Here is a 22,969-nt window from a genome sequence, read left to right on the forward strand (position 1 = left end):
CCCTGCGGGTTTTGGCTCCCCCGCGCGCCATGGCGCGCGCGGTGCCTCCAAAAAAGTTGCTCCGCAACTTCCTTGAACCTTGCGCCTTGCACTCCCGCTGCTCGCCGCGAGGCAGGGGTGATGCCCGGCCTTCGGGCCGCGCCCAACCCCTGCCCGAATAATCAAGGATGCAAATCGCGCTGAATCAAGAGCCGCCGGATATTCTCAAGGCTGGCAAGTGCATGAGATCTCGCGATTGAGCCCAGCTCCAACTTCCATAGCTCCTCGCGAATCGTGCGCTCCAGGTCATAGAGCTCATGCGCCGTCAGCCGCGCCAGTTCACTGATCGTCCATAATATCATCTCCACCTCCGTCGCTTGGCCGCGCCATTCGCGGCCTCTGCGGCATTCGGGCGACGGCGGAGGCGGAGGCATCGCTTGCGACCGAAATGCAATGGAGGAGGGTGCAACCCTTGCGTCCATAGGCGACGACGGCGCGACAAGCCGCAGTGAGGCTGATGGCGCGCCAAGGATGGTGGAAAATGTGGTCGTGATCAGAGACCGCATCGCGCAGCCGAGCACCTCGTGCGCTACGTTGCGCGCACTGCAAGGAGGAATTAGCTCGGGTAAAGGCTATTAATCGAGAGGAAAGGGCGCCGTGCCGTTGAGGCGCTTCCAGTGCTTGCGCAGACGCTCGTCATGCCGGCGCTCGATTTCCTTCTGTGCCACCTTCGTCGATAGCGCATCGGTATCGGTATCCGCCTCAAGGAAACATCGGGCTTGCAACCCTTCCGGGATCGTGGCCTTGGCTGACTGCGTGCTTGGCGTACGGCGCTCTCGGGCCCGATCATCGTTCGGCTGACTTCTAATACCAGATCACAGCCTTTCCAAACTCGATCGGCATCCTGAGACCCTTGTCATGGAAGGAGACCGATCTCGTACATCGCCGCTTCAATTTCCGGAGAGTCCGTAAAGATGAAAATTTCCGTTTATGTTACCAGACGACATCAGAATCCTTACGGCATTAAAGGCGCCTGTGGCGCCATCATAGACGCCGGAGCCGATGATGTCTTCGAGCGCGCCGGGGCCATGGAACCAGTACATGATCTTCCAATCAAAAACCGGATATTGCGCGGACGCGCTCGGCATTGAGAATTTGATCGTTCCTTGTCCCACTTTATTGGACGTGCCGCCCACGCCTTGAGCGAGCAAGGCGAAGCTATTGCCGGTACCGCCGCTGCCAACCACCGAGCTGCCGCCATTCCAGTCGTGATTGTAGATGGCGTAATCATAGGACGATGAAATCCATGTCGAGCCATTGTCATTTGAAATCTGTAATTCAAAATTGACGTTGTCCGTCGACGGGTAGAAGCTATCAAACTCTATGACGTATTTGTTGTAGGTGCTCGTGAGATGAGTAGAGTTAAAGACAACACTGCTTGCCCCCGAAGCATTCACAGTTGCAAGTAACGTCATGCCCGAAGAACCGCCACCGCCTACCGCCCATTGCGGGTTTGCGCTCGCGCCTTGCGTTTGAAGCACTTGTCCTGAAGTGCCGGGCGGCAAGCACGTCCAGCTTGATCCGTTACGATAAAAAATGCTGCCTTGTGTGGAACAGGCGGCGTTATCGATAACCGCGGACAAAGATGTACCGACAGGAACAGCGCTGGAGCCGGTGGGGTTGGCGAGCAGTTGGACGGTACCGATCGGCGCGAGGCCGATGGTGCCGGAGCCAACGATCGTGCCGCCGGTGATGCCGTTGTTCGTTGCGATGCTGGTGATGCTGCCTGTACCTAAAGTGTTCCAGCTACCATTGTAATAGGTTTCCACGCCAGGTATCGCACTGTTATAGCGCATCATGCCAACGACGCCGGTGGGTCTTTGGCCGCTTGTGCCCGTTGGAAGCAGCATAGAATTCGAATTGTAGCTCAAATCAAGCGCAGCGCCGGCCGTCGGCGCATTGGTGCCGATGCCAACAGCCCCCTGAATGATCGCCCCGTTTGTAGGGGCCGCGGTAACACCAGCATAGGAGGCACCGACCGCAACACCACCAGACACATCCAGCTTGGATTGCGGTGTTGTGACCCCGATGCCGACGTTACCAGAAGACGAGATTAGCACTCGAGTGGACTGGTTCGTCACATCCGCAAACGCAAGATTTCCATTGCCTACGCCAGAGCCTCCGCCGCTCGAAAAAATATTGTATTTGTGACCACCCGTTGCGGCATTATTCAACAGGAGACCCGCTTCGAAGCTTGAGGAATATATTTCTTCTCCTGCCAGTCCGTAGCCGGTATCGACGCCGTGGTTGTATACATGCAAAGGAAAGACAGGCGCTGTTGTGCCAATACCAACGCCCGTTCCGTTCACCCGCATTTTTTCGGTGCCTGTGCTGGAGACTCCGACGGCGCCAGAGGCGGGACTAAACAATCCGGTCGTTGAACTGAAAGAACTTAACGGATCGGGTGATCCTGCTGAAGTGCCTAGCGTGGCTCCGTGACAAGGCGGAGCTACCATCACTATAAATCCAAAAAACAAAATGTAGTTGCGAACCGCACTGTTCATACGATGCAATTATAGTTTGGTTCGTATTTCGAATAAAGCGATTCGTTCGTTAGAGTGAGGACGCTCCCAGCGTCAGGGCTGCACATCGCTTTAAAGCAAGAGCAGTTCTCTGCTAAAACGGCCGCGTCAACGGCACACTCATCTTAAGTGCCTTCATTGTCGGCCGGGCTAGGTTCTTGAAGGTGATTGACCCAATCGAAGCGCGCGAACGCCTGATTTTATTGAGCGAGATGTGCCGCGATTGACTGCTCTTTCCCCTGTGGCATGCTGATTTTCATCTTAGCTGGAGACTCCTCATGACCGATAATACGAAGTGGGGTATTATGGACCCACTGCACCCCGAGGCTTTTGCTAGGGTTGCGCCGATTGAGTACGCGACGGACAAATCCCGCCTCTATAGCATCGCAGAGACTCTTGATGCTGGAGGGTTTCGCGCGAGCGCAAATGATGTGCGTACAGCCGCTGATTATATAGAGACCATGCGAGCGAAGCTCCCGCCAACATGACGATGCCTACGGCTCTGCTGTTCTTGTGACAGGAGAATCGTGGAAGCGATCCGAGTCGGCGCTGGCCACGAGCGCGGCGTCGGATTATGCGGCAGCAGGAATTCGGAGCCGTGTGAGAAGTCCGAGGCGCGTTGCGCGTGCGATGCAGCGGTGAAGATCGTGCGCTCGTCGTCTTTGTGGACCTTGATCCACGACGCAATGTATGAAGCGTGGTCCTAAGAAGCTCCGGCGTCAAATCGAGATCGGCGCAAAGAAACGCAGGTCCAAGCTCGGCGGCCAACTCTTCCATCACGTAAGTGTTGGCTCCCGTGCAAGAACAATCGCCTGTGGCCACGCAACCAGCCCCAAAAGAACAGGCAAGACGGAAGCAAAACCGAAGAGAAATTCATTCGGGCTGTTCAGCATCGAAGATCTCCGCAGCCCGTAATGCGATCCGGGTTTTAAATGGCATGGCCCTCTTTCGGCGGCGCCACGCCGCGGCGAGGCCGGCAGCGATCCAAGCCAAGACCATGACACAAGCCCTTGTATGAGGGGATCACGAAGCTGCGGCCGGAGGTCATTGGTCGAGGGGAAAGGGCGCTGTGCCGTTGAGGCGCTTCCAGTGCTTGCGCAGACACTCGTCATGCCGGCGTTCTATTTCTTTCTGCGGCACCTTTGCCTGTAACGCATCGGTATCCACCTCAAGAAAACATCGGGCTTGCAGTCCTCCCGGGATCGTGGCCTTGGCTTGCTGCGCGCCCCGCGTACGCACCTGGAGCGTCTTAATGCGTTCCTTGGCCCGATCATTACCGGCCTCGGCCGCCTTCTGATACCAGGTCACGGCCTTTCCAAAATCGATCGGCCCCCCAAGACCCTTCTCATAAAGGAGGCCGATCTCGTACATCGCCGCGTCGTTGTTATGCTTGGCCGCTTTCAGCAGCCAGGCCATGGCTTGCGCATAGTCGGGCGATACGCCTTGGCCGGCTTCGTACATGGCGCCAAGCATGGCGGCGCCCTTGCCCTCATCGTCGGGATCGTCCTGTTCGGCAGCCTTCCTGCACCAGTCGAAGGCCTTGGCAAGATCGCGTGGAAAATACCGCCCATCCTGGTAGTACCAGCCGATGAGCGTCTGTGCTGGGGCGTAACCTCGCTCGGCGGCTTTCATCAGCCATTCGGTGGCAACCTTATCGTCCTTGTCGACGCCAAAGCCGTCCTTGTACATGGTGCCGAGCCGGTACTGACAAGGAACGTTTCCCTGCCCGGCGGACTGGCGATACCAGCGCACCGCTTCGGCGTTGTCCTTCGCAACTCCGCGACCGAACTCGTAGGCGACACCGAGCCTACATTGTGCGTCGGCATTGCCATGGTCGGCTCCGCGCCGAAACCAGCGGACGGCTTCGCTGTAGTCGACAGCGACGCCGGCGCCCTGCTCGTATGATGATCCGACCATATATTCCGCCTTGGGCTCCGCCCGTTCGGCGAACTTGCGGTACCAACGCAAGGCTTCCCGATCGTCCGGCTCAACGCCCAAGCCGAGCGTGTAACTCAGGCCAAGCAGCAATCCGGCCGTTGCTTCGTTCTGCTCGGCCGCCTTGCGCAGCCATGCATTGGCCTGTCCATATTCTTTCTTGGATCGGTAGTACTGCCCAAGCCGGAGTTGGGCCGGCGGATAGCCGTGATTAGCTGCTTGCTGAAGCAATACCAGGGCGGAGCTTTCATCCTTCCGATCGAAAGCCTGAAGAGCCTTCTGGTAGTTGTCCTGGTCGGACGTTGCTGATTGCTGGGCTTTAGCACCTGGCGGCAACCAGAGGAGAGCAATAACCAATGTCGGGAAGAGGCGATTGAAACCGTATGGCCGATACCGTCTCAACCTATCGAAAAAGCCTTGAAATTGGCTATATCCCGCCGGTAGACTCTAAGACGAATTTTCTGCCGACTGCACGTCCTAGCGCTGAACCAATGGGGTTTTCCCGTGCTGCAAGACTATCGGCCATTTTGTTTCAGGCCTGATGATGGCGGCACGAGAGCATACGGATCTGACACTTTACGATCTGACAGGCAGCCGTAAGTATCTGAACGGTGCCGAGCGCGGCCGCTTTGTGCTGGCGGCGAACGAGCAATGTCCAGAAGTGCGGCTCTTCTGCCTTACCCTCTATTTGACGGGCGGACGTATCTCCGAGGTGCTCGCTCTCACCGCGGATGCGATCGACCTTGAAGCGGGAACAGCGAGCCTCGCGACGCTCAAGCGAAGAAAGCGCGGGATCGTTCGGCAAGTCCCGCTGCCAGCCTGGCTGCTCGCAGAGCTCGACCAAACCTTTGCGATCCGCGCCAGTCAGCGGTGCGGCTCTGAAGCCCGGCAGAGGATATGGCGGTGGAGCCGCACAACGGCTTGGCGCCGCGTGAAGGCCGTCATGACCCGGGCCGAAATTACCGGGCTACCGGCGATGCCGAAAGGTCTGCGGCACAGTTTTGGTGTGAATGCCTTCCAGTCGTTAGTCCCGCCGCATCTTATACAGCGATGGCTGGGGCATGCGTCCTTACGCACAACATCGATCTATGGCGACGTCATGGGCGCGGATGAACGTATGTTTGCGGAACGCATGTGGCAGATGCCCGATCGAGGGTGCATCGGAAGCTTCCGTCCGATCTCGATCTCGATTATTGTGATTGCTGCGGCCATCGTCATCTTGGCCGGTCGCTTTTGGAAGTGACAGCATAATTCTTCGTCTGCCTTCGTCAAAATACGGAATATACCATCAGTCATTTGATGGAATTTCGTTTCAACGTTGTTTTGCGTCAAAGCATAGTGTTTGCTTTCTATGTTGGGTGCGTTTCGGGTTGGCTCGTTCGCTACCTTTTCTGCTCTGCCCGCTTTTCGCGTCCTATTCCGTTTCATGACGCTTCAGGAAAATGGCGATGCTGAAAGATCAAGAAGATAGCGAGAATAGGTTCGAAGTCCTGATCCAGCTTGTTTGGGACTTGCATTCGCCGGACAAATTTAACGAAGTCTATGAAGAGCTTGGCCGCTTATTAGACACCAAGGGCCTACAGGAGCTTTTAGAGTTGCTGAGGGCGAATAATTTTAAACATCGTAGCGGCATAACGATGGATGACGTTCTCGACGCCATCAATGTTCGAACGGGTGTTGCGAAATGTCCAGGTAACTTGCGGGGTGAAATGCTTCTCATGGGGGCAAGCGCGTACGGGAAAATGGCCGAATATACGACAGCAGAGGAAAAACAAGATCGAGACGGTGCAATAGCTATCGGTAAAGCCCTACTGCTCGAAATTCGCCCCGAGCCAACGCCGAGATTGTGGGGCATGTTCAATGCGGGCGTCGGCACAAAGCTTCATACCCGTGCGGCTACAAGAAGCGCGCATCCAGCCGATGAAGCGGTTCCATTTCTTGAAACGGCTCTTAACAAGGGGACGATGGAGGACGCTGGCCAAGCCATTTGCCACATGCACCTCATGCAAATCTATTCGAAGCCGTCGTGGGACGATCCTGAAGGGCGTCAGCAAAAAGCGACCGAGCATGCGGCGCGAGCACTGGCACTCGCACGTAAGACAAAAAACTTTGAGATTATTTTTCACGCCCTCGTTTGTTTGATTGATGATGCTCGCGATAAAGGAAAGCGATTTGCGATAGAAGATAAGTTGGCCTTGGCCAGACAAGAAGCTGTGAAAGCGAGAGAGCTCTGTCGCATGCTCTTGGATTACGTGGCGCAGATCCGCCCAACAGTTGTCGAATTCGAAGAAGACTATGATGCCGCGCTCGCTACTCTTGATAGAGCAATAGAAAGTATCGATGAAAGGCTTGGACCCGCTTAGCTCACCGAAATAAAGATTGGATATGCATAAAGATCCCAACAGCGCAGTATCTTGCCACTAACTTGTACGTATTGATCATCGGAAATCGACCGGGGCTTGTACAAAGTTGTAATCTGGCGGGGCTGTTGCACAAGACCGCCGCATTCCTTAAGTGTCGCAAGTGGAAACGACATATTGTGCCGAGCGTCATAACTATCTGCCGCTGATGTCTGAATCGAGCCTTGTCGCGCGAGCTCTCGCAAGAGCATATCGAGCGCAGAGCGACCGGATACCATAGAGACATATCTGGCCTCCGTGTCAGCCTTTGCTTCAATGAGATATAAGAAAGTTCCTTTCGCAAAAAACTCGTTGTCTTTCGACGGCATGGGCGGCGGCTCAACGGGCGGAGCCACCCAAACTGCTATCTGCGGAAGGTCATTTTCTTTGGTGAGCTTCCGCGGGAAAATCACCTTTGTCGCTGTGACAGACTCAAGGACAAAAGCGTCCTCGGAAAAGCCGCTGGAGTCAGGACGTGCTTTGAGCAGCCTGCCTTTGTTGCTTAACACACCCAACACCGCTTCAATCATCTCATGTTGTGTAAGCGGCTGCTTCGGACGCGGGCGGATTTGGGAAACGTAGCTTTCAAGCCGAACACTATCGGCGTAAACATATTCAACAAGTGCTTCAGTGCGGGACGTTTCGGAACTCTCAAGAAAATGCTTTTGGCAAAAGTCGACGAGCAGCTCGTGCGCCGGGCCGCGTTTATTCTTCGGCTTTACGGTTGAGAAATGGTCGGTCTTGCGGAGAAGAGTAGGCGGCCCGAAGTAGCGGCCAGCCGACTCCTCCGTCACGACAACAAGCTTATTCGGTATCCACTTTCCATGGATAACGAAATGATTTTCGTAGGCTTCGATTCCGCATAGGCCCGGTATTCGCTTCTCTTCGCGTAATCGCTTGAAGGAAGCGTCGAGATCTCGAAGAGACCAGCTATCTTCCTCGAGTTGCTGGATGACCGAGTGGCCGTAACGCTCGGTCAAGATGCGAGCCCAGTTGGCCCAACTGGAGCCAAGCGATGGTGATGCGATTAGGACGAGCCCGATCTTTTTGTCACGAAACAAATCTGTATGATGAACCAGCAAATAGCGAACGACGATCCCGCCGGTGCTGTGGCATACGAAAACGATCTCGTCGTTCGAAATGACAGTATCGCCTCCCTCTTCAGGAATGCGTGTCATTGCCCCCAGCAGTTCATCAGATGAGTTGCGGATGTCGTATCGGATCGCATCGGTGGCGGTGTAGTAGCCTCCGAGGAAAATGCCAAATGAAGAAAAGCGGCGGTCGCTTTCAACAATCTTGGGCCAATAGGCTTTGGTCGACTCATCGTACCAGCACGTCCGGCTTTCGGAGAGAACGCCGTGCACAAATACGATAACTCGGCCCGACGATGCGGGGCGGTACCAGATGTTGTTCTCCCCTACGCCTGGACGATGATCGGTATCCTCTTCGTTCCCCATCTATCCTCACTCGTCTGGCAACTGAAAATAGCGAGAATACCGACTTTCGCTCTTAATGCTAGACACAGCCCCTCGGAGCTGTTGCCTAATCGATGCGCTATTGAAATGCCGCCAGCACATAGTGGCATCCCTCCTACGGAGGCGGCGAGAGCGCGCGGGATGCTCTCGTCCCCAGATCTGCGCCAGGGGCGCTCAAACGAAGGGCTTTCGAGGCGGCGGCTACAGCGTCAGCCATGACCACCGCATAACAGGCGATCTCATCGGGCGCGAGCTGTTCGACAGCCATCCCGCGCACAGCCAGTTGGCTGAGCAGTGATTCAGCTTTTCGCATGCTGAGATGCATCTGCGCCCAGGCGATGTCCTCTACATCCCACTTGGCCCGCTTGCTCGCTCTCGTAAAGCAATACGCTTCATAGAATGAGTGACGGAGGCATATCGTCGATCCTTCCATCTCGAACGGAATACCGGCGGTGTTCTGCTCATAGCGGAAGAAGACGTGCCTAGCCGTGCAGTCCATGATGCGCTCGCCAATCTTTGCGGCTGTGCGAACGAGGTTGGGGCGCATCAGGGGGAATTGATAGTGTAGTTCGGGCATTGTCGCGTTCCTGTTTGCAATCGTGTGATCAGACGGGTTTCGTATTCATCGCGGGTGGCGCGCTGTTGCCGAGAGCGTTGGCGGTCGTATCAAGGCCGTTGCGGCGCGGGCGGCCTCGGCCCCTGCGTGGCGGCATGGACGGCGGCTCGGGAGGAGGTGGCGGTGCTGGCTGTGCTTGCGACGGCGCGGCTGGCGGAGGCGGATCGTCGTTACGCGGTCCGTTGAAATCGCAAACCGACAACTTTGCTTCCGTGACTGCTTCGCGCAAAGCCTCTCGGGTGGTCGCTGCTGCATACTTTCGCGGCGACCACATCGCTGCCAGGCTCTGAATGGTCACGTCCCAAAGGATCAGCCCAGATGCCAGCAGAATTAGAGGGAGCAGAAGCCAAGGGTTCTCGCTCATCTCATCCCAATAGAGAGCCCGAAGCTGCCTAAGAAGTGACGAATCCTTAGGCACGCGATGTGGATCCTGCGCGCCGGCGGATTCCGTGCGAGCGACACTAATCTTGTCGAGGCGTGTCTTGATAGTTTCGAGCCTTGCAGTTTCCGTCGAGAGCCGTCGCTCATAGGCTCGCGATGCTTCTTGAACGGCGGTGTTTACGTCGAGGCGCGCTGCGCGCGCGGTTCTAGCTGCCGCTTGAAGGTCGCCCGCGCGTCCCTCCGTCAGGCGTCTTACGAGAGCTAGCTGGGTGTCGTAGGCGGTTTGATCGCGTTGTTTCCGATCGTCGCTTTCTTGAAGCGCACGTGTATCGATCGCCCTGTTGAGCGTCTGATCTTCGATGACAAGCCGCCGAGCGATAGTAGGCTGATTGAGATCGACGCCTGAGAGCATCGTGGTGTTCAGACAAAGAATAACGCCTAAGGCAAGCCTGGTACACTTGGCGATCTTCGCCCATCGTGGGATTGGTGCGAGAAAATGGAGTGCGGCGCCTCCGTCCGCTAAAGAACGAAGACCATCCTCGTACTGGCTAAAAATGTAGAAGGCCCAGTAGTCTACCAATCCCAGCAATACAGCCACGTACGTGCATGCTAGGAAATAACTGACTGCGAACTGGCCAGTCAGCATCATCACGATGTGGTTGAAGACCACGATGTTGAAGACGACGAAACCAAGAAGCAGGAAGCCGCGAACAACTGCAATTGTGCATTCGTGCGGACTGCATTGCGCGACGATTCGCTTGTCGACGTAGCCGCCAAGAATGAGGCCGAGGGTGTAGATGATGCCGCCCGCGGCGCGCAGGATACTCATGAACGTAACTCCGCGTTTATGAAAATGAGGACGAGCGAAGCCCTCGGCGCCGAAGGCGTCGATGACGAACAATCCAAAGCGCGAAGCGCTATTGTTCAGTTGCTATTCAATGTGGGGGAAAGCCGGCCGGTGGTCGTCCGGGCCAAGCCATTTCGGGCCGCAACGTAACGTGTCGTGAGCAAAAGTAGGCCATCGCGCAGCTCCATACGGTGCGCGTAGCAAACCACGATGGTCGGAAATGTCAACCTAAATAGGACGTCAAGAAACCTAAATAGGACGTCAAGCGGGTTTTAGATCCCGTTGTCTTGCTTTTCTGAATCGTGGGGACGCCGTATGGCCTCGGTTCTCTTCGAGGACAAATGTTATTCCGCTAGCGTCTCCTAGATCAGCATCACGACCAACGCGCTTGGAGATATAGGACTCGACACGTTTTAAAAGCGGTTCGTCATAGCGACGGATGCGCTGTTTGCTGATGGTCATCTTCCTGCCGAGAATGTCTCTCCACGCCAGCTTTAAGAATGCTGGGGCCGAGATACCGCGAAATTCCTTCGGCAGATCGTCGTCGTTCCAACGAGGACGCCCCTTGTCACTGATTTCTTCCCGAATGCGCTCCGTGGTCTCTGCAGAGACACCACGTACTTGTAGTTCAGTGATAATGATGTCGGTCGATACGGCGTCGATGCTGTTACGCAAAGGCTTACTTGGCGGTGTTTCTTGCGTTTCGCCGCCGGCTCTTAAACGAAATGGTTGCGATCTAATATATTCAGATACTACCTCTGTTGCCCACTCTAGGGTCAAGAACTCTTTTTCGTGGTCCTTCAAGGCTTTGAAGTCCTTGAAAGCATAAGACGGCGGCATCACCTCCAAAAGTCTCGAGATGAGCCTTGAGTACCACCTTGGAAACTTGACCACGTCTGCGTAAACGCGGGCGAAAATGCGTAGCTCCATCTGCCAAAGACGCAGCTTTTCGTCGCCTTTTGAGAGTATGACGCTGTCTCTCAGGTCCCTCAGCAAGTCGTCCGGTGTCAGCAAATGGAAAACGTAGTCTGACAACTGCCTAAGCGCTGCTTCCTCAAAGCCGGGCTCTGATGGTCTGAGCCGCCACCGCTGGGGAAACTGTGGTTCATCATCCATCTTGCGATTTCTCAATTACACAGTGTCGATAAAGTTCGTCACTAGTTCACTTGCCTCGCGCGCTCGTAGAGAGCGTCGCTCGCGGGCGTTCGGCTCGCCGTCTTCGATCTCGAATTGAGCGACCGCAACCGAGCCGTCCTTGCGATAGCCTTCCGTCTTGTCATCCGTCACAAAATGCTTGCGCAGGATGGCAAGAACTTCCTTCACCACCTCGGCATGTTTGCCTTCGAGGGCCTTTTTGAATTTCTCCGCCGCAGTCGCGATGCCGCCCTCCGCATGTTCGAGGCAATACAGGATGTCATGGGCATCCTTGCCCTCGTGCCGATCGGTCAAGGCGTAGGCTTTGAGGCAGGTGAAACTAACGATATCGGCATGCCGAACTTCTTCGGTCGCGACGCCTTTGTCGCCCAGCAGGTCGGCGGCAATCTCCTTGACCTCGAAATGATCGAAGACCAGCGACGCATGCGGGATATTGAGCGCCGAGATATTGCCCTCCGTCGGCAATGGCGCGACCTTGCCGCCGCCGCGTTTCGGATCATCGGCCAGAAACTCAAGAACGATGGAGCCGCCGGAATCGGTCTTGGCTTGCCAGCGCCATGACTGCGGCTGACCCTTGTCGTTCGTGGCGCGCGTGAAGCCCATCTTCTTCAGATTATCTTCGAGGGTGCGATAGGCGTCCGTGTCAGCCAGCACCTGCTGCTCGACGACGACATCCACGTCACCGGTGCCCGCATGCGGCTTGCCCTCGGGCGGGTTGGTCACGAGGTAGCGCGGGGTGAGGCCGCCCACGAGATAGATGGATTTCTTCCATGGCCCGAGATTGCGGATCAGCGTGACCAGCAAACGCTCGCAGTTCTCCGTGACCTTCTTCTCGTAACCGGCGGCGGTTTCTGGCTTGGCCATCAAAAACCTATCCTTTCTCTACGCAGATGATCGGCGGCTTCTGACGCCCGTCCGCCTACAATCAGCAAATCAAGGTACACCTGAATTGGGCTCGCGAGCCATGTTGAACCCCGACGTTCCTTGAAAAGGAAGGGACCGGCGTCCTCGGGGGTGTCGATGATCGTGAAGTTTACGCCCTCCGTGACTTCCTGCGCTCCAAGCTCGGACAGAGCCACGTCTATGCTACCCCCCATTGGAGCCCGGCATGCGACGCGGGATACGGAAGTAAGGAAGGGCGCATAATGTTGAGCAGCGGCTTCTCCGGTCTGCACATATGAGACGCCAGCCTTATGGAATGCCGCGTCCAATCGCCTCTCAAAAGCCTCGCTGTTGGTCGCGTTCGGTACGTAGTAGCGATGTGTCTTCGGCTTTGGGCCAGCCAAAATCTGCTTCTTCCATTCGTCCAGAAGCGGTCGTGGCGCCGTTAGGCGTCGCTCCTTGGAGGGACCCTGGCCGCGTGTCTCAACCCACTCGAAACGGTCGAGAACGGTAAGTGTCTCCGAGACCGTTGCCGACGAAGCGCGGGCGGCCTTGGCTAGGTCATTGACGCCAAACCATTGCATGTTGTGATGCAGAAGAACGAAAACCACCTGCGAACGTTTGCCCTTGAATACTCCGGTAACGGACCGCGCGAAGTTCTTGGGCGCCGGCTTATCAATATAGACATAGGCTCCGTCGGCTGGGAGGAAGAGGCTTCCGCCCATGTCGAAATAGCCCACATTCTCCTCTTTCAGGAGCTCTTTCGATCCGGGGGAAATCGACTCCGCCGCCAGAACGGGGATAAGCAGATCCCTGCTATTCAGCCCGCGCGCATACTCCCGCAGTTGCCAAAGAGTTTCGCGCGTGTCGCGTGGGAATACCGATCGTTTGGCCTCGACCACAAGAAGGACGGGACGACCCGATAATTTGAGGTCGATCGTCGCATCAATCCTGGCGCGCGCGCTCTGCGCATGATCGGCATGACGAAGCGATGCTTGAGCACCTGGCAGTTGCTGCAAGGTCTCAAGGAGCTTCGAAATGACAAGTGCCTCCGATGTTGATCGACCGTCGTCCACTTTTCCTCCCTTATTCGCTGCTCAGTAAATATAGCACATTCCTTGAATATTTGCTAATTTGGCAATATTTGCTGGCAGCCGAATATTGGAATGTGTCATATTTCCGATCCAGTTCAATGGCTTACCACCGTTTTGAGCTGCGCCTGTCACAAGCTCGCGATTCCGAGCTGAGCCTCCTCCGGCGCCCAGTTCAAAGCCAGTGCCGAGCCCGCCTTCATCAGACCGACCAAGCCGATCGCCAGGGCATCTCTTTTGCCCGGCGTCGGCTACCGCGTGGGGGTGCGCGATCGTCGTGACGATGTCCTTTCGGAACGAAGGCAATCTCCGGACAGCCACTCGTTATCGCCGTTCTACCGCGGTGGCGCGAGCCGTCAAAACCGAACGGCTTCCCCCCTACGGGCTGCCCCCCATTACGGCCAGGCGCTGCGCGCTTTTGACCTCTCGCTCGATCCACCGCGGTCGCGACCGGCAACGAGATGGCCATCCCGGCGATCTCAATGCCGAAAGGACCGAATATGAACGTCACCGAAAACAAACGCCCCACCCACCGCGTCTATGCCGTCCGCAAGACCGGACCAGACAAAAGCTTCTGGACAGAGATCGGCGCAGCATGGGCCAACCGTGATGGCAAAGGCTTCAGCCTCAAGCTCAACCTGATCCCGATCGGCGATGCCGACATTGTCGTCCGCGAAGTCGAAGCCGATCAGGACCTGCAAGGAGCTGCCCAATGAAGCTTCTCACGCAAGCGCAATGCACGCAACTTCTCGACAACGGCCGCCGTCAGGCGGCCGTTAAGGGAACGCCCGCCGAACTCGACTTCTGGCCCGTCGTCAAGCTGTTCAATCCCAGCGGGGCCGCTACGTGGCTCCTGACCGAGCTCGAACCTGAAGAGCCTTCCGTTGCTTGGGCTCTTTGCGATCTTGGAATGGGCTGCCCGGAATTTGGGACGGTGAGTCTTGATGAACTCGCCGGATTCCGTGGACGGTTTGGCCTCGGGATCGAGCGTGATCTGCATTTCTCAGCACGCGGTCCAATCTCGGCCTACATTGAGGCGGCGAACCGGGAAGGCCGCATCGTCGAGGACATCTCGACTTGAACAAGAAGGAGGCGCTCTGCGAGCGCCTCCTTCCATTAATCAGCTCATTGCTGGCCATATTCGCGCTCACGCTCGCGCTGCCGTCGGCGCTTGCGTGGATCGACCGGATTGCGCGGGTGATGCATCAACTGGCGCTCGAAATCACGCATGACTTCATCCGGTCGCCGTTCGGGTGTTGCTGCAAGGTAGGCTTGGCACGCCTCAAAAGCATAACCAACCGCAAACACTATCGAGGTGACGCCGCAGATGGAGATGGTCCAATTGCCCCAGCACATCAGCCAAATGGCAAACACCGTCCAGAAGCCGGCAAGGAAAACGACAACGCCGACGTTTGCCAAACGGACAAACCGCACGACGCGCTCGGCATGTTGACGCATTTCCTCGCTCATCACCTGCTCCCTGTTCTTGCATGTACACTAAGCAAGTAGCTTCGCGTGAACATGGGAATCTTTAGGAACGCGCCGTTCTGCCACTGGAGCCGAACGTCCCAGCACCTTACTATCGGATCGTAGCTTCATCGGGAGACGAGCATGTCCGAAGAAAATCAATGGGAGCCGTGGGACCCCTTTGCATCGGCGAATGAGACGGCGCCAAAGCAACGGCTCGAGCTTGAACGAGCAGCCGATTGGCAAGCCTATCTGGCTGCCGGCGTCGGAAGTCCGGAATATTTCGACAATCCGGCTTGGAAAAAGGGACGCGAGCGCCAGCACGAAGCCCGCGAAGACGCGGAGCGCGAAAGGTCACGCTAAGCAGTCAAGTAAGAGGAAGGCTTGATGAACCAGATTGCGCCGTCCCGCCTTCTCGCAAGATTCGACCCGCGTCTGGCCGACGAGCTGGAGCGTATCGAAGCTGCTGCTCGTCCTATTGAAGCTAAGGCGCGCCGATCGCCCGATGCCTTCAATTATTACGCGCGCTCGCTCACTCCCAACGGAGGCGTCAGGATCATCTACCGCGATCTGCTGCGCCATTGGTGTGTCACAACGCTGCGCTTTGCGACGTGGTGCTCCGCAATTGCAGCGGCATCGTTTCTTCTCTGGAAGGCAGGTGTTGGTGTCGTGCCGTGGTTGCTCGGCTCAGGTTTCGCGGGCGGCCTGGTCGGCGCTTTTGTCTTCCGGGAGATATTTCAGTTCCATAAGATCGAAATCCATCCCGACGGCATCATTGTCGATGGACGGTACTTTAGCGTCGATCTCATTGGTGAAAACTGGCCAACCTTGCAGTTCGTGGCCAACGGCGATCAAAGCCGGTACGTCCTGACAGGCATCTATGGTACGCGCCTTATCGAGTATGCCACATGCAATCGCGTCGACAGGCTGGACCGAACGCCGGAGCTCTTGGCTCAAGATCTCGACCTGGCGATGGAGCAATTGTGGGGGCGCCGCGAAGCGATCTTTGCGGCGTCATAACCGCGACCGATCCTTAGAATAACTGACGTTGCTCGATCCCGTCGCGACAGCATCAAGAAACTGCATTATGTCGAAGATGTCGATGAAGTAGATCGTCAATCCGCCATCGGCTCCAAGCCCGCCGCGCACCATCATCCCGCACAGCGCTCCGCTGTCAAAGTTATAGACCGGCGATCCACTCATGCCCGCGATGCTGTCGAAATCAGGGCTTGCGTAGCTTGCCAATCCCCGGCGCAGGGCAGGATCGAACGGCGCTACCCCGGCGTCGCGAAATTCAAGAAAACCCAGTCCCGCAAAAATGTTCGGCGGATTAATGCTGCTCTTTTGCTTCAAGTATCCTGTGGCCATGAGTTGATTGGCCGGCTCACTCGATGCGGATGGTTGGCGATCGAGGTCGTAAGCCCCATCAAAAAACTCACCCTCGAAATCGTTGAACGCGATGACGCAAATGTCGTCAAGGTCCGATCCCTCGCCCTCACCGCGAAGATTCGTTGGGTGGTACATCCCCCGAATGCCGGCCGCTTTCTGACCCATCGGAGCATCGGTTATCACAAGATCGTCGATGCTGAATCCACGCAGGACATGCCGGCAGGTGAGGCCAAATGGTGTCCCTTTTCGCCGTACAATGAAGGCGGTTCCTCCGTTTGTGGCATATCGGAAGTCTTCGAGACCCGTTTCAAAACAGACAAACCGCACCGAATCTGCGATCTCCCGCGGCACGGGCGGGGGTCCGAATTCCCGCCCGTGGCAGTGTTTGAATCGTTTCCCGCTGCCGCACGGACAGGGCTCATTGCGTCGCAGTGCCATTCCGCAATGCTACCAAATTCACAAAGAAAGCCCCATCCTTCTCGTTCGATGAGCCGGCATATCGGAGTTTAGTGCAAGGTCGGCTTGAGAAGCGCCGGTGCGACGTCTCGGCCACGAATACCCGCCACATCATCATGGGAGAGACGCATGGCGGGTGCTGGCGGCAACCCCTTCATCAACAGAAGTTGCCCCCTATGCTCGCGTGCGAACGCCATCTCAGCCTCGAACGACATGATGAGTTTGCCGAGGCGGCGCGAGGCCCAATCCACCGTCTCGCCGTCGCCATTGGCGAACATCTGCACCATCCCGCTGTTGCCGAGGAACGACTCCCAGGATTTGTAGTTGCGGCGCAATTGCGTGATGTCCTGAAGAATGAACCAGGGCTTTATGCCAAACCCTGGAAAATATGCCGACGCACGCTCCATGAAATCCATATGGCCGAGCGCCGCGAACTCTTCGAGCATGAAAAGGATCGGCGGGCGCTCCCGCGGATAGGTACCCATGGCTTCAAGCTTCGAGCATGCCAATTGCACGACGAGCCTCATCCAGCGAAAATGCTGCTCCATACGTCCTACTGGCAGACACATGAAGATCGTCGTCGGCCGGTCGCCGCGAAGGTCGGCCAGGCGAAAGTCGGAGTGTCGAAGCGTCCGTCGCAACAGAAGACTGTCCAGAAAGTCTGTGTGCACAGCGGCGGTGCTCAGGTGAGAGCTGCGCTCCGTCATAGACATCTGGAGAAATCGCTCTCCGATGGCTGCTGCAACTCCGCCATATCGGTTGCCTAACCCGACCATCCAGGCAAACAGTGTCCGCACAGCTACCGAGCTACGATCGAACTGGTCTTGCTTCTCGCCTTCTGTCGCAGCAGCCATGGCCTTGGCGGCGGCGCGGCGGCAAGCGTCCACTAGTGGTTTGTAGGTCAGGCAAAGCAACTCTCGCACCGTCACGAGATGGCGTTCCGACGGGGGCAATGTCAGCACAAGCAAGATAAGGCCACGAAGGATAGCTCTGGCGCCATTGTTAAAGTGCTTGCTGTTGCCCTCGTCGCCGTCGGGCACCAATGCGTTGGCCACCGCCATCACGTCATCGATGATCGCCGGCGACTCTGGGTCGAGTTCGGCTAGCGGATTGAAACAGGCAGACTTCTCTTGGGTCTGACCAAACGGATCTAGCACATAGACATTGTGACCCATACGGCGCCGGAAGGCGGCCGCGGCCGCAAGCTCGCCCTTCGGGTCCAAAACCAACATCGATCCCGAATAGAGATAGAGGTTCGGCATCAGGATCGTGGATGTCTTGCCCGCGCGCGTGCCCGCCAGCATGATCAACGGGCGATCATCAAGATGTCCCAGAAAGCTGCTCCCGAGCTTCCCGATCATCAGTTGGCCTGGCCGATAGCGATGCGTCAGCAACTGTCCAGGCGACATGAAATAGTTGACGCGCTCGCGATCGCGTTCCAGCCGGGCGGAGGTTACTCCGCGCGGCAGCAATGTCTCGAAGAGCGCGCGGCTTCCTTCGTCCATTTGGGGAAGGCCATAATAGTCGAGCAACTCCGCGCGCTCGACCGGTTTACCCCATCGGCTGAACTCGCTGCCGAACGGCCTCAAAATTCGCTTCATCGATATCTCCATGATGTTCGATCACGGGGATTGTCGCGCGTTTGTATCGCCTAGGCACTTGTAAGGTTTGGCAGAGGCTGCATCGAAGTCCGCTTGCACTGATCAGGTACTTCGTAGGGGCATTGTACGGCCGTTCACGGCCTTTGTGGCGTCAAGGCGCGCTTCCATCCAAAACGCAAGAAAATTTCCGCTGCGCGTCAATTTTCCCGCGTTTCGGATCCTTGCGAAGCGGCCTTTGACGCCGGCCGTTCACGTCCGCCCAAAGCCCCTACGATCAACCACTGCGTCAAGGGGAAACCATGCCGATACTCACCATAGAAATCCTTCTCGAAAATCCGTGGACTGTGCTCACGCACGATCTGCCGGAGCATCCATCAAAATTGCTTCTGCTGACCGGACAAATCGCCGCAACATGCTTGCGGGCGATCGCATATGAGAGAATTGATGACCTTGAAGAAGATGGTTTGCCTGAAATCATTTCCGAGGAACGTGGGATTGCGCTGGACGAAATTTTCCTCGCGAACGACAAGATCGGTGAGATCATCTATCGGCTCGAGGATTTGTACGGCGTCCCATGTCATGATTTTTGGCTCAGCAGAACGAAGCCGAAGAGAACATCAGTGTTTGGTAGTTGCAAAGCATTCCTATTGAGGCGGATTGGATGACGAAATAAGGCTAGCAGTAAATCGCGAACGAGGAGGCGGAGAGTAAACTTTGGGAATACCAAACCTTGCAGTGGAGGCGAGAGATAGGTGGGCTTAGGATGCGCGAAGAGGATAACGAGATGTCCATTGCCTAGGGCAATGGAATTTTTGGGGACCGGAAAATTTATGGTCCCCAAGCCCCAGGACGCATGCGCTCTGCCTAAGAACGAGATTACGAAATGGGAAAGCCGAAATCGAAAGAGCCGCGAAATCAGCAGTTTAATCTGAGTTTGACGTTGCGCGAATTGACCGAGATTAAACGGCGAGCTCACGCGCTTGGTCTGCGGCCCGTCCATTTCGGCCGCAATGCCCTGCTTGAGAAGCTTGGCCTTGCCGATACGCCCTCGCATGCTCATGTTCCGGATCCTACTGCACGATTGATACATCACCAGCTTTCGCGTCTCGGCAACAACCTGAACCAGTTGGTGCGGCATCTGCATCAAACGGGCGATCCCATGCCGCCTGATCTTGAACCGCTGTTACACGATATTCGCAACCTCATATCGCGAGTAGCGGAATGATTGTGAATATCGGCGAAGGCACATCGTTTGTCGGCATCTCGAAATATCTGATGCATGACAAAGAGGCGCAGACAAGCGAGCGCGTTGCCTGGACGCACACCCGCAATCTGGCGAACGACTTTGTGCCGTCGGCGGTCGACGAGATGATCTGGACTAGCCGGAACGCCGAGCTTCTAAAACAGGAGGCCGGCGTTCGGGGAGGTGGCCGTGCATCGGAATATTCGGTCAAGCATGTGAGCCTCAATTGGGCAGAATCCGACAATCCTTCGCAGCAGCACATGATTGCGACGGCCGAGCACTTCTTGCAATGGATGGGGTGGGATGAGCACCAAGTGATTATGGTGGCTCACAACGACAAGCAGTACAAGCACGTACACCTGATTATCAATCAGACGCACCCCGAAACCGGCCGACACCTCAATCACGGCTTCGACCAGCGGCGCGCGCAGAAATGGGCCGGAGCTTACGAAGTCGCGCAAGGCCAAATCCACTGCACGCAGCGCCAGCTCGACCCAGCACTGCGCGAGCAGAATATGCCCCGCAATATGTGGATGGCTTTCAAGCAAAATGAAGCGGACTTTCTCAAGTCCGAAGAGCAATTGCGCGAGAAAGATAAAATTCCCGAATATCGCCCCGAAATTCGCATTTCCGACGAATGGGAAATATTCAAGCAAATTCAGAAGGATCAGCGTCAGCAATTCTATGCCGACGGGAAAAAGCAATTCAAGGAATTGCGCTCGAATATTTATCGTGAAATTCGGCATGAATTTCGCGAGCGCTGGGCGGACTATTATAAAGCGGACAAGAAAACTGTCGGTGACGACCGGCGGCTGTTGAAGCCAGTTAAAGATCAGCTTCTAGCCGACCAGGCGAAACGCCTGAAAGATCGCGGCGATAAATTGTTTGCCGAGCTTAAGCAAAGCCGACAGGTCGAGCGCGATGCATTGAAGATACAGCAAGGGGTTGATCGTGCGGAATTTAGGACGCGCCTTGCGGCCGGCATTGATAATTCCGACTTTTTCGCAAGGCTTGTCAACCGCGATGCCATCACACCGAAACCGATCGTCAAGCAATTCCGCGACGCTGCTTTGCAAACGACCGCGCATCATGAGGCGCGCCCTGGTGTGGCGCGGGGACCGGCAGCCGACGACATGCGCCAGGAGCGAGAACCGCGCGAGGTCAACGCGCGCCAGCGGGATCTTGGCGATGGCGCTAGGCGGCAGCTTGCAAACGTTGCCGGCTCGTTTTTTGATGCATTGTTTGAAGTCGTAACGTTCAGCGCCGCAAATGAAACTCGTGGAGCGCCGCGGAATATTCGAGACGCGCTTGAAATCGCCGCCGAGGAAGCCACCAAGCGTGTTCAGGAGGAGCGCGCGCAGGAGGAGACGCAGACCATCAAGAGGTCTCGCACCATCTACGGAGAATGACCATGGGGCCGGGCCAGCCACGCCCGCGTCCCCAGCTCACTCGGCATCGAACGACCGACAGGAACCCTTTTCCAGCCCACAAAGCGAAGAGGAGCAGGACGAGACGGCAGCGGCCGCGTTCGAACTTCATAGCGAATATCTGCGGCGCGTGGCCGGCGCCCGGCAGTATCGCGGTCGCAGTCGCGCCGCCGCACGCAAGGCCGCGCGTGAATGGTATCTGTCGGCACTTGCGGCCCTGAAAGATCGGCGACGCATGGAGCGCGCCGGGAGGCGCGCGCGGGCTGCCCTGCGCCGGCAGGGGCTGCCTCATCCACGAGCCAGCCGGTAGGTGGAGAGAAGGTTCAAGCCTGAAGGCCATCATAGCCCTGTACGACGGCCACGCGGCGGCTATTTGCTGAATCGCATCCAACAGAAACACGACAGGGCGAGGGTAGCGGAAAATCTTCAAGAAGAGTCTGCCTGAAGAGTCACTGTCACCCATGGAAATGTTTTGTAGTGGCTTCTTTTCAGGATTCTCTTCTGCGTAATCGAATGTTAGCCTCGATAAGAGGTGTGTCTCATGTCGATCCGCAAGCGCAAATGGAAGAACGCTCAAGGCCATGAAAAGGAAGCCTGGGCGGTTGACTACGTCGATCAAAGCGGGAAGCGCCGCCTCAAGACTTTTGCCCGCAAGAAGAGCGCCGATAGTTTCGATACCAGCGTCAAGAACGAGATAAGGGCCGGCATTCACACCCCCGACAGCACGAGCATCACGGTTGGCGAGGCTGGCGAACGGTGGATTGCCAAGTGCATCAGCCTCGGACTTGAGAGGACGACGATCGATGCCTATCGGTCTCATCTTGATCTGCACATCAAACCCTTGCTCGGCTCAAGAAAGCTCTCGCAGCTCACCGTCCCCATGGTCAGTGAATTTGAGCAGACCATGCAGGAAGGTAACGAAAAAGAGCCGCCGCGATCGTCAGCAATGGTCAAGCGCGTCCGCGCTGACCTTGGCTCTATATTGGCTAATGCCCAGGAACAGGGGCTTGTGGCCCGCAACGTGGTCAGAGAAATACGCGCGGGCCGCCGGCGTGGAAAGGAACGCCAGGCGGAGAAGCGGGCCAAGCCCAAACTGCGTGTCGGCGTCGATATTCCGACACCGCAAGAGATCAGGTCGATCATCCGCGTCTTGGAAGGCCGGGCCCGCCCCATTTTGATCACGGATATCTTCACCGGCCTCCGTGCTTCGGAATTGCGCGGGCTGCGCTGGCCCAACCTTGATCTGGACAAGGGTGAACTGCACGTCAGGGAACGCGCCGATGAATACAAGCAGCTCGGCCGGCCGAAATCAGCCTCCGGCGAACGCACCATTCCGCTGCCGCCGATTGTCGTCAGCGAATTGCGGGAATGGAAACGTCAGTGTCCCGCGAGCAAGCTCGATCTTGTCTTTCCGAGCCCGCGCGGCGCGGGCATTGCCGGGCTTCAGTACCTCGTGCGAAGCTGCTTTGTCCCGGCGCAAATTGCTGCTGGCGTGACGGGCGAGATATCTGGAGCGCGTGGACATCCGGTAAAGCGTGCCAAGTATCCCGGCATTCACGCTCTCCGGCATTTCTTCGCGAGTTGGTGCATCAATCGCAAGGTCGATGGTGGCTTAGAACTGCCGCCAAAGCTCGTGCAGGAGCGTCTTGGTCACTCCACGATCGCTATGACGCTGGACATTTATGGACATCTGTTCCCACGCACCGACGACGGCGAAGAATTGGCTCTCGCCGAACGCGCGTTGCTTGGCGATCCACCCTCCCGGAGTCCTGGACGCAACATAAACGCAACATGGAGCCCGATCGCGGCACATTTGCAAGTCCGGCCGTCACCGGCTATACAGGTAAGTGCTGGATATAACAGTAGTTTTCCGAATGTTCGTGAAGCACTGGGGCGTAGCCAAGCGGTAAGGCAGTGGATTTTGATTCCGCCATTCGGAGGTTCGATCCCTCCCGCCCCAGCCAGGCCCAATGCGCTGATTTTGTTATGAAAACAGCATTGCTGAAGACGGAATTTTCGGCGCATTTGGAAATTCCGTTTGCCT

Annotated in this window: 22 protein-coding genes, 1 tRNA gene and 2 pseudogenes; 10 read left to right on the forward strand and 15 right to left on the reverse strand. The window is 56.7% G+C overall.

What is annotated here, in order from left to right:
• Positions 1–161: 161 nt before the first annotated feature.
• The 4 genes from AB7532_RS09235 to AB7532_RS09250 form a co-directional block, all read right to left on the reverse strand.
• A complete protein-coding gene (locus AB7532_RS09235; protein ID WP_441234491.1) occupies positions 162–341 on the reverse strand; it encodes a hypothetical protein in 180 nt (59 codons plus the stop codon).
• Between the two features lie 588 nt (positions 342–929).
• The gene (locus tag AB7532_RS09240) at positions 930–2,354 is read right to left on the reverse strand and encodes a hypothetical protein (RefSeq protein ID WP_441234492.1); all 1,425 of its coding nucleotides are present in this window, start codon (positions 2,352–2,354) and stop codon (positions 930–932) included.
• A 655-nt stretch (positions 2,355–3,009) separates the two neighbouring features.
• Entirely contained in the window at positions 3,010–3,249 is a 240-nt protein-coding gene (locus tag AB7532_RS09245) for a hypothetical protein (RefSeq protein WP_441239221.1), read from the reverse strand.
• Between the two features lie 356 nt (positions 3,250–3,605).
• Entirely contained in the window at positions 3,606–4,853 is a 1,248-nt protein-coding gene (locus tag AB7532_RS09250) for an SEL1-like repeat protein (RefSeq protein ID WP_441234493.1), read from the reverse strand.
• Between the two features lie 184 nt (positions 4,854–5,037).
• Here AB7532_RS09250 and AB7532_RS09255 point away from each other — a divergent pair, with 184 nt between their 5' ends.
• Positions 5,038–5,739: a tyrosine-type recombinase/integrase gene (locus AB7532_RS09255; RefSeq protein ID WP_441234494.1), complete on the forward strand. Its 702-nt coding sequence runs from the start codon at positions 5,038–5,040 to the stop codon at positions 5,737–5,739.
• A 205-nt stretch (positions 5,740–5,944) separates the two neighbouring features.
• Complete coding sequence (locus tag AB7532_RS09260; protein ID WP_441234495.1) at positions 5,945–6,859, forward strand: hypothetical protein; 915 nt, start codon at positions 5,945–5,947, stop codon at positions 6,857–6,859.
• On the opposite strand, the gene AB7532_RS09265 is transcribed toward AB7532_RS09260, so the two are convergent.
• From AB7532_RS09265 to AB7532_RS09290, 6 genes are all read right to left on the reverse strand, one after another.
• Positions 6,856–8,352, reverse strand: coding sequence for an esterase/lipase family protein (locus AB7532_RS09265; protein WP_441234496.1), 1,497 nt, complete (start codon positions 8,350–8,352; stop codon positions 6,856–6,858). The two genes, AB7532_RS09260 and AB7532_RS09265, sit on opposite strands and share 4 nt — an antisense overlap.
• A gap of 133 nt (positions 8,353–8,485) precedes the next feature.
• Complete coding sequence (locus tag AB7532_RS09270; protein ID WP_441234497.1) at positions 8,486–8,947, reverse strand: hypothetical protein; 462 nt, start codon at positions 8,945–8,947, stop codon at positions 8,486–8,488.
• Between the two features lie 28 nt (positions 8,948–8,975).
• Positions 8,976–10,196 carry a hypothetical protein gene (locus AB7532_RS09275; RefSeq protein WP_441234498.1) on the reverse strand — a complete coding sequence of 407 codons (1,221 nt, stop codon included), beginning with the start codon at positions 10,194–10,196 and terminating at the stop codon, positions 8,976–8,978.
• A gap of 279 nt (positions 10,197–10,475) precedes the next feature.
• Positions 10,476–11,330 (reverse strand): hypothetical protein, encoded by an 855-nt coding sequence (locus AB7532_RS09280; protein ID WP_441234499.1) that lies wholly within the window; start codon positions 11,328–11,330, stop codon positions 10,476–10,478.
• A gap of 15 nt (positions 11,331–11,345) precedes the next feature.
• On the reverse strand, positions 11,346–12,233 hold the full coding sequence (locus tag AB7532_RS09285; protein ID WP_441234500.1) for an antitoxin: 888 nt from the start codon (positions 12,231–12,233) through the stop codon (positions 11,346–11,348).
• The gene (locus tag AB7532_RS09290) at positions 12,233–13,327 is read right to left on the reverse strand and encodes a hypothetical protein (RefSeq protein WP_441234501.1); all 1,095 of its coding nucleotides are present in this window, start codon (positions 13,325–13,327) and stop codon (positions 12,233–12,235) included. Before AB7532_RS09290 ends, AB7532_RS09285 begins: the two co-directional genes overlap by 1 nt.
• 515 nt (positions 13,328–13,842) lie before the next feature.
• On the opposite strand from AB7532_RS09290, the gene AB7532_RS09295 reads away from it, so the two are divergent.
• Together AB7532_RS09295 and AB7532_RS09300 are read left to right on the forward strand one after the other, a co-directional pair.
• Positions 13,843–14,058, forward strand: coding sequence for a hypothetical protein (locus AB7532_RS09295; protein WP_441234502.1), 216 nt, complete (start codon positions 13,843–13,845; stop codon positions 14,056–14,058).
• Positions 14,055–14,423: a DUF2958 domain-containing protein gene (locus AB7532_RS09300; protein WP_441234503.1), complete on the forward strand. Its 369-nt coding sequence runs from the start codon at positions 14,055–14,057 to the stop codon at positions 14,421–14,423. The genes AB7532_RS09295 and AB7532_RS09300 overlap by 4 nt, the downstream gene beginning before the upstream one ends.
• Positions 14,424–14,467: 44 nt before the next feature.
• Here AB7532_RS09300 and AB7532_RS09305 read toward each other — a convergent pair whose 3' ends face one another.
• Complete coding sequence (locus tag AB7532_RS09305; protein WP_441234504.1) at positions 14,468–14,812, reverse strand: hypothetical protein; 345 nt, start codon at positions 14,810–14,812, stop codon at positions 14,468–14,470.
• Positions 14,813–15,196: 384 nt separating this feature from the next.
• On the opposite strand from AB7532_RS09305, the gene AB7532_RS09310 reads away from it, so the two are divergent.
• The gene (locus AB7532_RS09310) at positions 15,197–15,829 is read left to right on the forward strand and encodes a hypothetical protein (RefSeq protein ID WP_441234505.1); all 633 of its coding nucleotides are present in this window, start codon (positions 15,197–15,199) and stop codon (positions 15,827–15,829) included.
• Here AB7532_RS09310 and AB7532_RS09315 read toward each other — a convergent pair.
• From AB7532_RS09315 to AB7532_RS09325, 3 genes and pseudogenes are all read right to left on the reverse strand, one after another.
• Positions 15,824–16,549, reverse strand: coding sequence for a hypothetical protein (locus tag AB7532_RS09315; RefSeq protein ID WP_441239424.1), 726 nt, complete (start codon positions 16,547–16,549; stop codon positions 15,824–15,826). The two genes, AB7532_RS09310 and AB7532_RS09315, sit on opposite strands and share 6 nt — an antisense overlap.
• An 18-nt stretch (positions 16,550–16,567) precedes the next feature.
• Positions 16,568–16,636 (reverse strand): annotated as a pseudogene (locus AB7532_RS09320) (SEC-C metal-binding domain-containing protein); the annotation flags it as partial.
• Positions 16,637–16,704: 68 nt separating this feature from the next.
• A complete protein-coding gene (locus AB7532_RS09325) occupies positions 16,705–18,255 on the reverse strand; it encodes a type IV secretory system conjugative DNA transfer family protein (RefSeq protein ID WP_441234506.1) in 1,551 nt (516 codons plus the stop codon).
• 299 nt (positions 18,256–18,554) lie between these two features.
• Between AB7532_RS09325 and AB7532_RS09330 the strand changes: the two genes are divergently transcribed.
• The 3 genes from AB7532_RS09330 (at position 18,555) to AB7532_RS09340 (ending at position 20,907) form a co-directional block, all read left to right on the forward strand.
• Entirely contained in the window at positions 18,555–18,920 is a 366-nt protein-coding gene (locus AB7532_RS09330; protein ID WP_441234507.1) for a hypothetical protein, read from the forward strand.
• Positions 18,921–19,138: 218 nt separating this feature from the next.
• The gene (locus AB7532_RS09335) at positions 19,139–19,480 is read left to right on the forward strand and encodes a plasmid mobilization protein (protein WP_441234508.1); all 342 of its coding nucleotides are present in this window, start codon (positions 19,139–19,141) and stop codon (positions 19,478–19,480) included.
• A complete protein-coding gene (locus AB7532_RS09340; RefSeq protein WP_441234509.1) occupies positions 19,477–20,907 on the forward strand; it encodes a relaxase/mobilization nuclease domain-containing protein in 1,431 nt (476 codons plus the stop codon). Before AB7532_RS09335 ends, AB7532_RS09340 begins: the two co-directional genes overlap by 4 nt.
• Here the strand turns inward: AB7532_RS09340 and AB7532_RS09345 are convergent.
• Positions 20,876–21,757, reverse strand: a complete 882-nt coding sequence (locus AB7532_RS09345; protein WP_441234510.1) for a hypothetical protein — start codon at positions 21,755–21,757, stop codon at positions 20,876–20,878. The genes AB7532_RS09340 and AB7532_RS09345 overlap by 32 nt on opposite strands.
• Between AB7532_RS09345 and AB7532_RS09350 the strand changes: the two are divergent.
• Positions 21,698–22,606 (forward strand): annotated as a pseudogene (locus AB7532_RS09350) (tyrosine-type recombinase/integrase); the annotation flags it as partial. The gene AB7532_RS09345 and the pseudogene AB7532_RS09350 overlap by 60 nt on opposite strands.
• Before the next feature lie 208 nt (positions 22,607–22,814).
• Positions 22,815–22,889 (forward strand) — tRNA-Gln (locus tag AB7532_RS09355).
• Positions 22,890–22,969 lie beyond the last annotated feature (80 nt).

The sequence above is a fragment of the Bradyrhizobium sp. 930_D9_N1_4 genome (genome assembly GCF_052076015.1).
GTDB lineage: Bacteria > Pseudomonadota > Alphaproteobacteria > Rhizobiales > Xanthobacteraceae > Bradyrhizobium.